At 52.1% G+C, this 13523-nt stretch carries 17 protein-coding genes; 13 read left to right on the top strand and 4 right to left on the bottom strand.

The window, feature by feature from the left end:
- Positions 1-33: 33 nt before the first annotated feature.
- Positions 34-942 carry a DUF1385 domain-containing protein gene (locus AC0YNX_RS11980; RefSeq protein WP_475816235.1) on the bottom strand — a complete coding sequence of 303 codons (909 nt, stop codon included), beginning with the start codon at positions 940-942 and terminating at the stop codon, positions 34-36.
- A 267-nt stretch (positions 943-1209) separates the two neighbouring features.
- On the opposite strand from AC0YNX_RS11980, the gene AC0YNX_RS11975 reads away from it, so the two are divergent.
- The 5 genes from AC0YNX_RS11975 to AC0YNX_RS11955 all read left to right on the top strand — a co-directional run bounded on the left by AC0YNX_RS11975 (position 1210) and on the right by AC0YNX_RS11955 (position 5493).
- The gene (locus tag AC0YNX_RS11975; RefSeq protein ID WP_475815899.1) at positions 1210-1746 is read left to right on the top strand and encodes a YqhR family membrane protein; all 537 of its coding nucleotides are present in this window, start codon (positions 1210-1212) and stop codon (positions 1744-1746) included.
- Between the two features lie 79 nt (positions 1747-1825).
- Entirely contained in the window at positions 1826-2263 is a 438-nt protein-coding gene (gene aroQ / locus AC0YNX_RS11970) for a type II 3-dehydroquinate dehydratase (protein ID WP_475815898.1), read from the top strand.
- 20 nt (positions 2264-2283) lie between these two features.
- A complete protein-coding gene (locus AC0YNX_RS11965) occupies positions 2284-3357 on the top strand; it encodes a M24 family metallopeptidase (RefSeq protein WP_475815897.1) in 1074 nt (357 codons plus the stop codon).
- Between the two features lie 175 nt (positions 3358-3532).
- Positions 3533-4090: an elongation factor P gene (gene efp, locus AC0YNX_RS11960; protein ID WP_475815896.1), complete on the top strand. Its 558-nt coding sequence runs from the start codon at positions 3533-3535 to the stop codon at positions 4088-4090.
- A 149-nt stretch (positions 4091-4239) separates the two neighbouring features.
- The gene (locus tag AC0YNX_RS11955; protein ID WP_475815895.1) at positions 4240-5493 is read left to right on the top strand and encodes an aspartate kinase; all 1254 of its coding nucleotides are present in this window, start codon (positions 4240-4242) and stop codon (positions 5491-5493) included.
- Positions 5494-5857: 364 nt separating this feature from the next.
- Here AC0YNX_RS11955 and AC0YNX_RS11950 read toward each other — a convergent pair whose 3' ends face one another.
- The 3 genes from AC0YNX_RS11950 to comA form a co-directional block, all read right to left on the bottom strand.
- Positions 5858-6319, bottom strand: coding sequence for a DUF441 domain-containing protein (locus tag AC0YNX_RS11950; protein WP_475815894.1), 462 nt, complete (start codon positions 6317-6319; stop codon positions 5858-5860).
- A gap of 96 nt (positions 6320-6415) precedes the next feature.
- The gene (locus AC0YNX_RS11945) at positions 6416-7126 is read right to left on the bottom strand and encodes a 2-phosphosulfolactate phosphatase (RefSeq protein ID WP_475815893.1); all 711 of its coding nucleotides are present in this window, start codon (positions 7124-7126) and stop codon (positions 6416-6418) included.
- A 51-nt stretch (positions 7127-7177) separates the two neighbouring features.
- A complete protein-coding gene (gene comA, locus AC0YNX_RS11940) occupies positions 7178-8014 on the bottom strand; it encodes a phosphosulfolactate synthase (RefSeq protein WP_475815892.1) in 837 nt (278 codons plus the stop codon).
- 227 nt (positions 8015-8241) lie between these two features.
- On the opposite strand from comA, the gene AC0YNX_RS11935 reads away from it, so the two are divergent.
- From AC0YNX_RS11935 to spoIIIAG, 8 genes are all read left to right on the top strand, one after another.
- Positions 8242-8508, top strand: coding sequence for a YqhV family protein (locus tag AC0YNX_RS11935; RefSeq protein ID WP_475815891.1), 267 nt, complete (start codon positions 8242-8244; stop codon positions 8506-8508).
- 132 nt (positions 8509-8640) lie between these two features.
- Positions 8641-9651: a stage III sporulation protein AA gene (gene spoIIIAA, locus AC0YNX_RS11930; RefSeq protein ID WP_475815890.1), complete on the top strand. Its 1011-nt coding sequence runs from the start codon at positions 8641-8643 to the stop codon at positions 9649-9651.
- Positions 9644-10162: a stage III sporulation protein SpoIIIAB gene (spoIIIAB, locus tag AC0YNX_RS11925; RefSeq protein ID WP_475815889.1), complete on the top strand. Its 519-nt coding sequence runs from the start codon at positions 9644-9646 to the stop codon at positions 10160-10162. Before spoIIIAA ends, spoIIIAB begins: the two co-directional genes overlap by 8 nt.
- A gap of 15 nt (positions 10163-10177) precedes the next feature.
- Positions 10178-10381 (top strand): stage III sporulation protein AC, encoded by a 204-nt coding sequence (gene spoIIIAC / locus AC0YNX_RS11920; RefSeq protein ID WP_090573842.1) that lies wholly within the window; start codon positions 10178-10180, stop codon positions 10379-10381.
- A gap of 31 nt (positions 10382-10412) precedes the next feature.
- Positions 10413-10808, top strand: coding sequence for a stage III sporulation protein AD (spoIIIAD, locus tag AC0YNX_RS11915; protein ID WP_475815888.1), 396 nt, complete (start codon positions 10413-10415; stop codon positions 10806-10808).
- A 5-nt stretch (positions 10809-10813) separates the two neighbouring features.
- The gene (gene spoIIIAE, locus AC0YNX_RS11910; protein WP_475815887.1) at positions 10814-12079 is read left to right on the top strand and encodes a stage III sporulation protein AE; all 1266 of its coding nucleotides are present in this window, start codon (positions 10814-10816) and stop codon (positions 12077-12079) included.
- A gap of 27 nt (positions 12080-12106) precedes the next feature.
- Positions 12107-12850: a stage III sporulation protein AF gene (gene spoIIIAF / locus AC0YNX_RS11905; RefSeq protein WP_475815886.1), complete on the top strand. Its 744-nt coding sequence runs from the start codon at positions 12107-12109 to the stop codon at positions 12848-12850.
- Between the two features lie 15 nt (positions 12851-12865).
- A complete protein-coding gene (gene spoIIIAG, locus AC0YNX_RS11900; RefSeq protein ID WP_475815885.1) occupies positions 12866-13513 on the top strand; it encodes a stage III sporulation protein AG in 648 nt (215 codons plus the stop codon).
- The last annotated feature ends 10 nt before the right edge of the window (positions 13514-13523 follow it).

The raw sequence follows: 13523 nt of genomic DNA, 5'->3' as shown, positions 1-13523 counted from the left end.
CCGAATCTAAGACTCAAACATGAAACGTTTACTTTACGGCTTGCTCACTTGGCGATCGAGCTCAAGCATCCGGTTGAAGGAAGCGATCGATACAGCCACCTGGTCATCCGTAGGTTCCTTCGTCGTCAGCTTCTGGAGCCACAGGCCCGGATAGCCGAGGAAGCGAAGCACAGGCAAATCGCGAAGCGCGTTCGTGAAGCGAAGCGCTTCATAGGATGCGCCTAGAACGACTGGGAGTAGCAAGAGTCGCAAGTAAATCCGTTCCCAGAGCGAATCCCAATGGAAGAAAGAATAGACGATAACGCCGACAAGAACGGAGAAGACGATAAAGCTGCTTCCGCAGCGATAATGAAGCCGGGTGAACTTCTGAACATTAGAGACGGTCAATTCCGCTCCCGCTTCATAGGCGCTTATTACTTTATGCTCCGCGCCGTGATATTGGAACAGGCGTTTAATGAGCGGTGTTAACGAGATAATATATAAGTATGACAGCAAGAACAGAATTTTGATAACACCTTCAATAAGGTTGTGAACAACCCGGTTGGAGAAGGAGTGCTGGAAGAGCAATTGTTCAATAATAGCAGGAACGACTGTGAAAACAATCTTACCGAAAGCAAAAGACAATATACCTGCAACGGCGACGCCAACGATCATGCTGAGGCTCCAGCCGCTTTTCTCTTCTTTCTTAGCCGGTTTCGACGCAGTGGCTTCGGATTCCGTGCTCGTATCCGACAATTCGTCCTCTGCATAGGATTCCATGGAGAAATTCAAATGCTGGGAGCCCTTCGCGCTCGACTCGAGTATGGCGACGACGCCTCGCAGTAGGGGGATTTTCTTCAGCCTTTGAATCCAAGGCTTTGTCGTTCTAGGTACTTCGTAAAAAATAATCTCATTATTTTTGCGCCGTACGGCAGTGACATTGGCGTGACGGCCGGCAAACATTACACCTTCGATGACGGCTTGTCCGCCATAAATATTTTGAGTGCTTTGAGACAAGGGCGAATCACCATCCTTTAGTTAGACATAAGATAAGATTATTGCTATGAATGCGTTACCTACTTCTTCTATTGTACTTGATTCTGCGGCTATTTGCGAGCGCCATCGATTCCCTCATTTCGAGAAGGGATGGCGATTTGGGAGCGGTTCGATTGCGCATACTACTACCCATCACAGCAATGCACAACTTTAAGGCAATGGAGGAAACTTATTTTGCGTAAAATACAGACTCACGGTCAGCAGAGCGGGACAAAAAACGACTATGACGGCAGCACTCACACGAATCCGACTGCGTTTTGCATCAAGCTTGGCTTTTTTGCAGGGCTGTTCTGGGGGCTCGTTCATTGGCTTCTTTTTGCGATAAACTTCACAAAGGTAATGCCGGGGTTTCTACTCGATCCCTTCATGAAGGCGGCCTTCCTGCGAACGTGGTATGGGCAACTTACTGGAGTTGCTGCGTTCATTGTCTTCTCGATCATTGCATCGTTCATCTATAAGCTGCTGCTAGGGCGGCTGTTAGGTCCGTGGCCAGGCATCCTCTATGGACTTCTCTGGTGGGCATTGCTCTTTATGACGTTTGGACCTGCAATGAGTATGACGAAGCCCTATAACCAAATTGGCTATCAGACGTTAATTACCGAATGCTGCTTATTCCTGCTGTGGGGATTATTCATTGGATATACGATTGTTTTTGAATTTACGGACGAGGCAGGGCGGGAGCCTTCGGCGTCGAATAAAAGCATAGCATAAGCGGGTGGGGCGAGCACTTCTCAAAGCGTGGGTCTTTGTGGTAAAATGTCTAATGATCTATGCGCTGGGAGGATGCTCCATGACTCGAATACTTGTACTAAACGGACCGAATTTAAACATGCTTGGCATTCGTGAGCCTGGTGTTTACGGATCCATGACGTTACCAGCGATTGAAGAGATGCTGCGGGAAACGGCGACAACGATTGGCGTGGACATTTCGTTCTTCCAATCCAATCACGAAGGGGCTATTATCGACCGGATTCATGAGGCTTATGGCCAGATTGACGGAATCGTAATTAACCCTGGAGCGTTCACTCACTATAGCATTGCGATACGCGATGCGATCAGCAGCGTCGGCATTCCTGTCGTTGAGGTGCATTTATCGAACATTCATAAGCGGGAAGCGTTTCGTCATGTTTCAGTCATCGCGCCGGTTGCGGTCGGACAGATCGCTGGATTTGGCGCTCAAAGCTATGTGCTTGGACTTCACGCACTAGTGAATCAGCTGAAGCAGTAATAAGAAAAAGGGTGATACTTATGACACAGAAACGTTTAGCCGGATTGCGAGAGAAGCTGCCCGCCCTGCAGGCAGACGCGATTCTCGTGACAAGTGCCGTTAATCGTCGGTACATAAGCGGATTTACTGGTTCCTCAGGTTATTTGCTCATTACAGCAGCAGATGCTTGGTTGCTTACGGATTTCCGTTATATGACGCAAGCACCACAGCAAGCTTCTCATTTCACCGTGGTGGAGCATGGTCCTAAGTGGATCGAGACTGTACGGGAGCTTGCGGAACAAGCAGGCGTACGCAAGCTTGCTTTTGAGCAGGATCAGGTTGTATTCAGCAGCTACTCCGACTGGAAAGGTGCGCTTGGCTCGATTGAGCTCGTACCGGTGTCGGGTGCAATTGAACAGCTGCGGCTTTATAAGGATGAAGCGGAGCTTGCCGTTATTCGCGAAGCGTGCGCGCTTGCGGATGAGACGTTCCAGCACATTCTTGGATTCATTAAGCCAGGCATCAGCGAGCGCGCGGTTGCGCTCGAGATGGAGATGTACATGCGCAGCAGAGGCGCAACGTCGTCTTCGTTCGATACGATTGTTGCATCTGGCGAGCGTTCTGCGCTGCCGCATGGTGTTGCAAGTGATCGGATCATTGGCAATAATGAATTTGTGAAGCTTGACTTTGGCGCTCTTCTTAAAGGTTACTGCTCCGATCTGACTAGAACGATCGTTGTTGGCAAGCCGACAGATAAGCACCGCGAAATTTATGAGATCGTGCTTGAAGCGCAGATGGCTGCTCTTGCCGGTATTAAGCCTGGTATGACAGGCCGCGAAGCGGATGCACTTGCACGTGATATCATTACGAAGTATGGCTACGGTGACAAGTTCGGTCACGGCACAGGCCATGGCTTCGGAATGGAGATCCACGAAGCGCCTCGAGTGTCAGTCGGCGGAACGACTGTGCTCGAGCCTGGTATGACCGTTACGGTGGAGCCGGGCATCTACTTGCCAGGATTCGGCGGCGTGCGGATCGAGGATGACATCGTCATTACCGAGAACGGCAATTCGTTATTAACCTCATCTCCGAAGGCATTGTTTATTTTGGAATGAGTTTTATAAAAAGCGGCGAGTGTCAAACTCCCGATTAGCAATTAATGTGAGAGTTCGCTTAAAGCAAACTCCCTATTACCAATTAAAGTGAGAGGTTGCTACCAGCAAACTCCCTATTACCAATCAAAGTGAGAGTTTGCTTCCAGCAAACTCCCTATTACAGGAGGAAACATCAGTGGTTTCAGTTAACGATTTTAAAACAGGTCTTACCGTTGAGATAGACGGCGATATCTTCACAGTTCTTGATTTCCAACACGTTAAGCCAGGCAAAGGCGCGGCATTCGTTCGTTCCAAGCTGAAAAACCTGCGTAACGGTAACACAGTTGAAAGAACGTTCCGTGCAGGTGAGAACATCGGCAAAGCGAACATCGAGAACCGTGCCGTACAATACCTGTACAACTCGGGTACGGAGTATTCGTTCATGGATAACGAATCCTACGATCAGTTCACGCTGGAGAAGAAGCAATTGGAGTGGGAAATCAACTTCCTAAAAGAAAACATGACGGTTAACATCACAAGCTACAACGATGAAATCATCGGTATCCAATTGCCTAATAACGTTGATCTGAAAGTTACGGAAACAGAGCCAGGCGTTAAAGGTAACACAGCGCAAGGCGCAACGAAGAACGCAACTGTTGAAACAGGCCTGAACGTTCAAGTTCCGCTGTTCATCAACGAAGGCGATGTTCTTCTCATCGACACGCGCGATGGCAAGTACATTTCCCGTGCTTAATTCAATTTAGACGAAACCGCCCGGTCTTAGTGCCGAGCGGTTTTTTGTTGTCTGTTGATATTCAAAAGTTCACTGTTGTGTTATAATCTTGTGTTAGAAAAGAACTTCATACTCTACAGAGATCGAACAACGTTGGGAGTGGATTAGCAGTGTCGTTGATAGTAATGAAATTCGGCGGCAGCTCCGTTGGCTCAACTGAGCGGATGCAGCGCGTTGCAAGACGTATCGCCGATTATAAAGAGGCTGGCCATAAAGTCGTTGTTGTCGTTTCGGCAATGGGTGACACGACGGACGATTTAATTGATCAATCCAAGCTGCTTAATGCCAATCCGCCTGCACGTGAGATGGATATGCTGTTAACGGTTGGTGAGCAAATATCGATCGCGTTGCTCTCGATGGCTATAGATGCGATTGGATTGAAATCCAAGTCGTACACAGGCTGGCAGGCTGGCATTCAAACCGAAGCGGTTCATGGCAAGGCACGTATTTCTGACATTCAACCTGATCGGATTTTCACAGCGCTCGACAATGGTTACGCCGTTATCGTAGCGGGTTTCCAAGGCGCGACAGAAGAAGGCGATATCACGACGCTAGGTCGTGGTGGCTCCGATACGACAGCAGTAGCACTTGCGGCAGCGCTTAAAGCCGACGTGTGTGAGATCTATACCGATGTAGACGGCATTTACTCAACCGATCCGCGTGTTGTGAAGTGTGCGCGCAAACTGGACGAAATCACGTACGATGAAATGCTGGAGCTGGCCAATCTTGGCGCAGCCGTCCTGCACCCTCGCGCGGTTGAATATGCGAAAAATTACAATGTAAATCTTGTTGTACGTTCTAGCTTTACGCAAAATGAAGGCACGAGTGTCAAGGAGGAAGCAGTCATGGAGCAAGGAAATGCCGTTCGCGGTATCGCATATGATAAAAACGTAGCACGTATTAGTATCTTAGGTGTCGAAGACATTCCTGGCGTTCTGGCCAAAGTATTCGGCGCGCTGGCATCGAGCGGCGTTGACGTCGATATTATCGTACAAAGCGGTACGCAAGACGGCAAAGCAGACTTCGCTTTCACTGTTTCACTGACGGATAAAGAGAAAGCCATTGCAGTTGTAGAGCGCATCCGTCCAGAAGTGCCTTACCGTGAAGTGACTTCCGAGGAGAACCTCGTGAAGGTTTCCATCGTAGGCGCTGGCATGGTCAGCAACCCGGGTGTTGCAGCGAAAATGTTCGCAGCGATCTACGAGCAAGGCATCAGCATCAAGCTCGTAACGACTTCCGAGATCCGCCTGTCCGTCGTAATCGACGCAGAGCACACTCACGATGTTGTCCGCGCGCTGCATACAGCGTATGGCCTCGATACAGCAGAGCAAGCATTCGTAGGCGGCCCGCAAGATCGCCGATAGGATATAGATTTAAGTTAGAGCAGCAGCGCCTTGGGGTGCTGCTGCTTTTTTGTTGTGTTGTGGGGTAGTGACGGGGAGAGGGGGAAAAAGGAGAATGGGGCGAAAGTGAGCACCTTGTGTAGTTGAAACGAAGGGGTCAGCTAATGAGAACTAGCCAGTACTCTACATGGGTGGAAAACCGGGCGATATTAGCCAAAGAGAGGTAGCCAGTACACTACATGCTTGGAATGCTGGGGTAGAATCGAGGAAAGAAGCTGGTTTGGTGGACTACTTGGACAGAAAATCGGCAGAATCGCCGGAAACTTGCCCCTAAACGCGAAAAGAAGCTCCCCCGGGAGCTTCTTTAATCAGGCCGACTCCATCGTTAGAATCGACCGGCGATAAACGAGAACAATTTGAACAAGATCGCGGTGATACCGGCTGCCATTAAGGGGCCAACGGGAATGCCGCGCAGAAACACAATGCCGAAGATAGAGCCGACGACGAGGCCGACGATAAGCTGAGGGTCGAGCTTTAGCATCTCAAGTCCTTTGCCGTTGACATAGGTGGCGATGGCACCTCCTGTCAATGCGAGGATGCCGGGCCAGGAGGTCACGACGTTGAGCATATCTTTGGTGGTGATGCGCTCAGAAGCGAATGGCACGAGCACGCTGAAGGTGAGAAACAGCAGTCCGAGCTCCAGTCCTCTTCGCTCAATCGTGGGCAGGAAGCGCTGGAGATGGATCAGTTTCACAATTAAGAGAACGCAAGCCGCCGTGGAAATAATCGGCGATCGACCAATTAAGCCTACAATAATGAGAACAACTAAAACGACTTCCCCGCTCATGCTTGCCCGACTCCTTCTTTCGTAGTCGTCGCTCCGCAAAAGGAGCTCCATACTTCCAGTGTATGGAACAAGCCTTCCCGATATGTCTAATCAGACTCAGCCATGTACGAGCATGTCGCCTTGCATGCGCGGTACAATAACGCTGCAATTCACCTGGCTGCACCGTTCAACATCTCGGCCATTGCCGTATTTGATCAGGCGTTTTCCCGTTACGCTCCCCGATATCAGATCATAGAGTTTATCGGCACTATTCCGATAGAGCCCGAGCATCGCCGCGCCAAGGTCATTCATCTCGAGCGGAGCTGAGGACATGGTCTGCAGCTCGCTGATAATAAGTCCAGCGCATACGCCATCCTCCAGCGCGAATTCATCATGGCTGCCAGCGCAGAGCAGCACCAAATCCCGGCGCAGCTCGAGCGCAGTGCGCGCGCAAGCGGCAGCGTTATTCAGCGATCCGGCCAGCACGTGGTCGGCGCGCATTGCTTTATGCAGCGCCCGCGTGCCGTTCGTCGTCGTTAAGACGACTCGGCGACCTCGAACCGCTTCAGCGGTAAACTCCTCGGGAGAGTTGCCGAGGTGGAACCCGGGGATTTTGCGGCAGAATCGTTCTCCCGCCAGTAACTGCCCATTGCATAGAAGCGCTCGTGCTTCCAGCACGGTTTCCACAGGAACGATCCCTGCAGCGCCTGCGGATAACGCAGCGACAATCGTGCTCGTTGCGCGAAGCACATCAATCACGATTGCTGTCCGATGAGCGAACCGCTCGGACTGCGCCTCATTAACGTTGGAGATGACTTCAATTTGCATATCCTTTACGCTTCCTTCCTAAACAGACTGGCTAAGGCACGGCCAGCCAAATCAAATCATATAAACAAAAGGCTCAACATGCACGCCGAAGCAGAACGTATCGGAGCGCAGCCCGCGCCGCATCGTTTCGAGCGATAGCACTTCGCCTGGCTGAATGTTGCCGAGGTTCACGTCGGAGCCGAATGTTTGAAGCAGCAGCACTTGCTGATGTTTCAGCGGTGTTTCCCACATGATGCGGCGAACGTCGCTGCCGAAGGAATGGCTCACGGTTTCCAGCACGCTTTGCGCACAGTTCCCATTCGCATCAAATAACCCAACGCCAACGCCGGATTCCCGCGCTTCAATCGTGACCATATCAGAACCCGCATGCCAGTCGGCTTCGGCGGTAACGACGAGCTCCTGCACATCTACAAGCGAGCCTGTCAGCTTCTTCCCATATTCCGAAACGACGCGAAGTCCGTTCTTAACCCCTTCTCGAATGAGCTCTGTGCGCAGCTTGCGGCTTAGCTCAATTGTCCCATCAGACACTTCGATTCCATTGAAGCCAAGCCGGCAAATCGTACGGAAGAACGCAGGCACGACATCCTGCTGCACCGCGGACTCCAGCAATGTGCCTCCTGGCATGACGGTAAGACTGCAGCGCTTCGCTTGTTCAATTTTGCTCAGAAGAAGATCGGTTGGATAGAGCGGCGCAGTGCCGAACCCAAATTTAACGCAATCCATGTAGCTTGAAGACGTTTCAAGAAGATCGGAGAACGCATGGCGTCCGAGCCCTTTGTCAATCACCATTGTTTTGCCCCGCCCGAGCGCGGTACGGCTGGACAGCTCCCGCTGGCCGCTTGGGTCGCTTAGTACGGAAGGCCAAGCCGCCACAGAAATTGATTTCATGTTATCTCCTCGCATTCGTTTCATATCCACAGCAATATATGCAGTGCGCCCAGATCGTGTGCTGGAAGCGGCTCATGCGAAAGCCAATATTGTGAGAATGAAAGAATAGCAAGTCCGCATAAGCTAGAAGAGAGCCGTTCTAATAGTAGAAGAAGTAGAGGGACAACGGGCATCTTGGATATTAAACCGACTTGAATCTTGCATCCTTTGGAAGAAAGGAGATAGATATGCTTAACAAAATCGTACTGACCATGGCGACAATCCGGATATTCTCCGGCTCACTGGAAATTGTGGCGGCACTGCTTATGCTGCGTCTCAATCAGATTGATAAGGCGCTCATTGTCAACTCCTCGCTGGCGTTTGTCGGGCCGCTTGTGCTGATCTCCACGACGACGATCGGGCTTGTCGGACTCTCGGACAAAATGTCTTTTGGCAAAATGCTGTGGATTGTATGCGGAGTCGGGTGCATTCTGACAGGGGTGCTGAGGAAGTAGCCTTCCACAAGACCGTTAATAGACATCTAGAATTGTCATATTGCTTGGCCTAATTGAATAGAATGGGATACAAAGCTGGACAATCATGTGATTCTAGCAATCTAGCGTAGAAGCTGCCGGGAGGGATGATCGATGCTGAAGAAAGTGCTGCATTTGCTGCCTTCCGAGCTGGCCTATGTGCTATGCCGCATTCCAGAACGAATGCAAGATGTCATCGAAGAAATCCGCATCCGTGAAGGCCGGCCGCTTGAAATTAGTACGAGCCAAGGCTTCTGGTTCGTATCTGCGACCGGAAAGCTGCTGGCGAAGCCCGAAGAAGCGTACAAGCCAGCCCCTGAATTATGCCGCAAAATGCAAGAGCGCGTCACGGGCCATTCGCTCTACGCAATGGAGGAAGAGCTCCGCCGAGGCTACATTACAGTCGCAGGCGGCCATCGAATTGGACTGGCTGGCAGAACGATTCTCGAGCAGGGCCATGTCCGCGGTATCCGCGATATCGCAGCATTCAATGTGCGGATTGCCAGAGAAGTGATTGGCGCGGCGGCAGGTCTGTTGCCGAAACTCGTGGATCATGGGCGCCAGACGCTCCAATCGACGCTGATTATCGCACCTCCACAGCAAGGGAAAACAACACTGGTGCGCGATCTGGCAAGGGCGGTCAGCAGCGGTGCCTGGGGTCTTCCTGCCGCATCGGACTGGCCTGGCCGCAAAGTCGGCATCATTGATGAACGCTCGGAAATCGCAGCCTGCGTCAGAGGTGTTCCAACGTTCGATGTCGGGCCACGGACAGATGTCATGGATGCCTGCCCGAAAGCGGAAGGGATGATGATGATGCTTCGCTCTATGTCACCGGAAATTATTATTGTCGATGAGATCGGCCGCGAAGAGGATGGCTTAGCCATTCTGGATGCCAGCCACGCAGGCGTGACCGTTATAGCAACCGCGCATGCCAATGATCTGGAAGACGCAAGGGGCCGTCCGCTGCTCAGTAAGCTGCTTGAAGCGGGAACATTCCAGTATGTCGTTGAGCTTCGCCGGAGCGGAGGAAGCCTCATGAGCAGGGTGCTGCCGGCGGCCACGGCAAGGCGAACGCCGGCGGCGCGAGAGCCTACACCGGTGAAGGGAGGCGGCGCGAGTGGTTAAGCTGATTGGGGCTGCGCTCATTCTCTTCGCAGGCACGATGATCGGGTTCGTACAAGCTTCGCGCTTCACTTCGCGCCCGAATCAGATCCGCCAGCTGATCTACGCGCTTACGCGGCTCGAGACGGAGATCGGGTACGGCTTCACGCCGCTTCCTGAAGCGATCGGCCGAACGAGCGCGGTCGTGCAGGAGCCGGCTTCAGGCTTGCTCCGCGAAGTGAAGCGCAGACTCGACGAGCAGGCCGAGCTCACCTTCCGCGAATGCTGGGAGCAGGCGGCAACCGATATCTGGCCGAACACCGCAATGCGGCTTCCTGAGCAGTCGGCGCTCATGCGGCTAGGCTCGACGCTAGGCATCAGTGACAGGGATGATCAGATTAAACATTTGAAGCTAGCGATGCAGCAGCTGCATGCAGAAGAAGAGTTAGCGCGGGAAGATGCTTCGCGATTTGCAAAAATGTGGAAGAGTCTTGGCGTACTCACTGCTCTACTCGTCGTCATTTTGATTCTTTAGTGGGGTGCCGCAAGCATGAATTTTGATGTGTTAGCAATCTTTCAAATTGCCGGAATCGGTTTTATTGCCGCAATGATCCATACGCTTCTGAAGCAAAGCGGGAAGGAAGAATATGCGCACTGGGCGACGCTGGTCGGATTTATCATCGTGCTGTTCATGATTTTGCGATTGCTGGGCGAACTCTTCCAAGAAATAAAAACGACTTTCTTATTTCAATGACAGCTTTTACAGCTAGGCGGGTGAACGGTGTTTGGAAATCATCCAAATTGTAGGATTAGGTTTGGTTGCGGCAGCACTCGTTCTGGTTCTGCGGGAACAGAAGCCGATGTTCGCTTTTCTGCTTGGTGCTTTTACAGGCCTGTTCATCTTCTTGTATGTCGTTGGCAAAATCGACACCGTACTGACCGTGCTCGAGCAGCTCGCGGATCGCTCAGGCATCCCGTCGATCTACCTGAAGACGATACTCAAGATAATCGGTATCGCCTATATTGCCGAATTTGGCTCGCAGATTGTGCGCGATGCCGGGCAGGAGAGCATTGCGACCAAGATTGAATTTGCCGGCAAAGTACTCATTCTCGTACTCGCGGTGCCGATCATCAGCGTCATCGTAGAAACAGTGCTCGGCCTGTTGCCGGTAGGGAGTTGAACGTAATGAGGCGGTGGTTGATCCGTAATGTGATGCTCGTTGCCCTTGTTCTGTTCTCGCTGCTTGCGCTCCTGCCAGTTGCGGCAATGGCAGCAGGAGTTGAGCCAGGTGAGCTGCTTGATCAGTCGGAACAGGCCGCAGCATCGCAGCCGGGTACAGATGATAATGCGTCGGATGTGAATGCAGCGCTTGCGGATCAACAGCTGAAGGGCATGAACACGGAGGCGGTTGAAGATTACTGGAACAAGCTGATGAAGGAATACAGCGGCTTCTTCCCGGAGAACAAAGTGCCTAGCTTCGCGGAGATGGTCATGCCGGGCGGCGAAGGACTCAAGCTGACGACCGTGATCTCCGGCTTGCTGAGGTACGTGCTGCACGAAATCCTTTACAATGGCAAGCTTCTTGTAACGATCGTTATTCTGACCGTATTCAGCATGATGCTGGAGACGATGCAAACGGCTTTCGAGCGCAATACGGTGAGCAAGGTGGCTTACAGCATCACTTATATGGTGATGATCGTGCTGGCGGTGAATAGCTTCAACGTCGCAATCGGCTACGCGAAGGATGCCATCACCGGAATGATTCAATTCATGCTTGCGATGGTGCCGCTGCTGCTGACTCTCCTCGCCACGATGGGGAGCGTCGTTACGGTATCGGTGCTGCATCCTCTCATTGTCTTCATGATTAACGCGGTTGGTTCGATCATCTACACCGTCGTCTTTCCGCTTCTGTTCTTCTCGGCCGTGCTTCACATTGCAAGCGCCGTGTCGGATAAGTTCAAAGTAACGCAGCTAGCGAATGTGCTTCGGAACTTCAGCGTTGGGCTTATGGGCATTATGCTGACCGTGTTTCTCGGCGTTATATCGGTGCAGGGAGCGACAGGCTCGGTCACAGACGGCGTCACGATGCGGACGGCGAAGTTCATTACGGGCAACTTCGTGCCAGTCATTGGACGAACCTTCTCCGATGCCGCTGATACAGTCATGTCCGCTTCACTGCTCGTCAAGAACGCGATCGGGATCGCGGGCGTCGTAATCATCTTGTTCCTCTGTGCATTCCCGGCCGTGAAGATCATGACGCTAGCACTGATCTATAACGTATCTGCCGCTATCATGCAGCCGCTCGGCGACAGTCCAATCGTGACCTGCTTGCAGACGATCGGCAAAACCTTAGTTTATGTCTTTGCTGCCCTAGCTGCAGTCGGACTTATGTTCTTCCTGGCCATCACAATCGTGCTGACAGCAGGCAATGCGGCGGTCATGATCAGGTGAAGCGCGGTATTAGCAGGAGGGATGCACATGCTGAACTGGCTTGCCGTATGGCTTCAGCAAATTATCGCGGTTGTGCTGCTGGCAGGCTTTATCGACCTGCTACTGCCGAACAAAGCGATGCAGCGCTATGTAAGGCTCGTCGCGGGATTAATCATCTTGCTGACGATCTTAACTCCAATTATTCGGCTGCTTCAAGGCGACTTCAATGCTAGGTTGGACCAGCAGGTGGATAACTGGTTTCAATCCACGCAGGAGAATCAGTTCCATATGCCGACGCTCGAAGATATTCAAGAAGATGCGAAGAAGCTGCAGGATCAGCAGCAGGCATCTGCCCTGGCGCTGGTGGAGCAGAGGCTAGGCTCTTCGATGAAAGAGAGCATAACGGAAGCTACAGGCTTGCAAGTAGCGGGAATTGGCGTGAAGCTGACTACCGCAGACAATATAGAACAAGCACGAATAGAATCGGTCATAGTGACACTGGCGGAGCAAGAGCCGGAGTCCGAGTCTAAGCCGGGAGATAACACCACGGCAACGGGGGATTCCAAGTCGGCGAATGAAGTGAAACCTGTCGACGAGGTTGAGGCCATCGAAGTGACGGTGCAGCCGATGACTGATCAATCGGTAGATACTGGGAATGCCACGCAGGAAGAGCAGCCGGCAAGCAGTGAAGTGGCTGATGCTGTGAAGGAAGTGCTCCGTCAAGGTTGGAGCGTGAACCCGAAACGAATCGAAGTGATGCAGCAGCAAGCGGATGCCGAATCAGCACAGTAGGGAAAGGGGAGAGCGATGTTGGCCAAATGGCTGGATGCGCTGGAGTCAACAGTTGGAGGCGGTCGCGGAGGCGGAGGGCCGAAGCGGGTGAAGACGCTGCGCTGGCTGCTCATTCTCGGAGGGATCGGAGTCGCGCTTGTCATCTTGAACTCTTTTCTCACCTATCGCCAAGTACCTTCTTCTGATCAGCAAACCACAGCCTCTAGTACGCCGCCGACCGATCCTGCTTTCAAGAATGGCAGCAGTTCGGGAAGCCCTTTCGGTGACATTGAGCATTCGCTGGAGAATCGGCTGAAGGAGATTTTGGAGATGGTCGTTGGGGTCGGTACGGTGGATGTAATGATTACGGTTGACTCCACTGAGGAATCTATCGTTCAGCTGAACGAGAAGGAATCGCAGCAAATTACGAATGAGAGCGACAAGAATGGCGGCAAACGCACCGTCACCTCCCTCACGAAGGAAGGACAAGTGGTGCTCTACGATACATCAGGCGACAAAGCGCCGATCATTGTGAAGAGGCTGCAACCCAAAATTCGCGGCGTGCTAATCGTTGCGAAAGGCGCAGAGAACGGTACGGTAAGACGGCTCATTGTCGACGCTGTCGAGAAGGGCCTTAATGTTGCGGTAAACCGAATCTCGGTTATCCCCCGCAAACATCAATAAAACTACAATG

This window comes from Paenibacillus sp. J31R98 (assembly GCF_056269245.1).
Note: the sequence above shows the minus strand (reverse complement) of the source record. Positions and strands in the feature narration are given on the sequence as shown.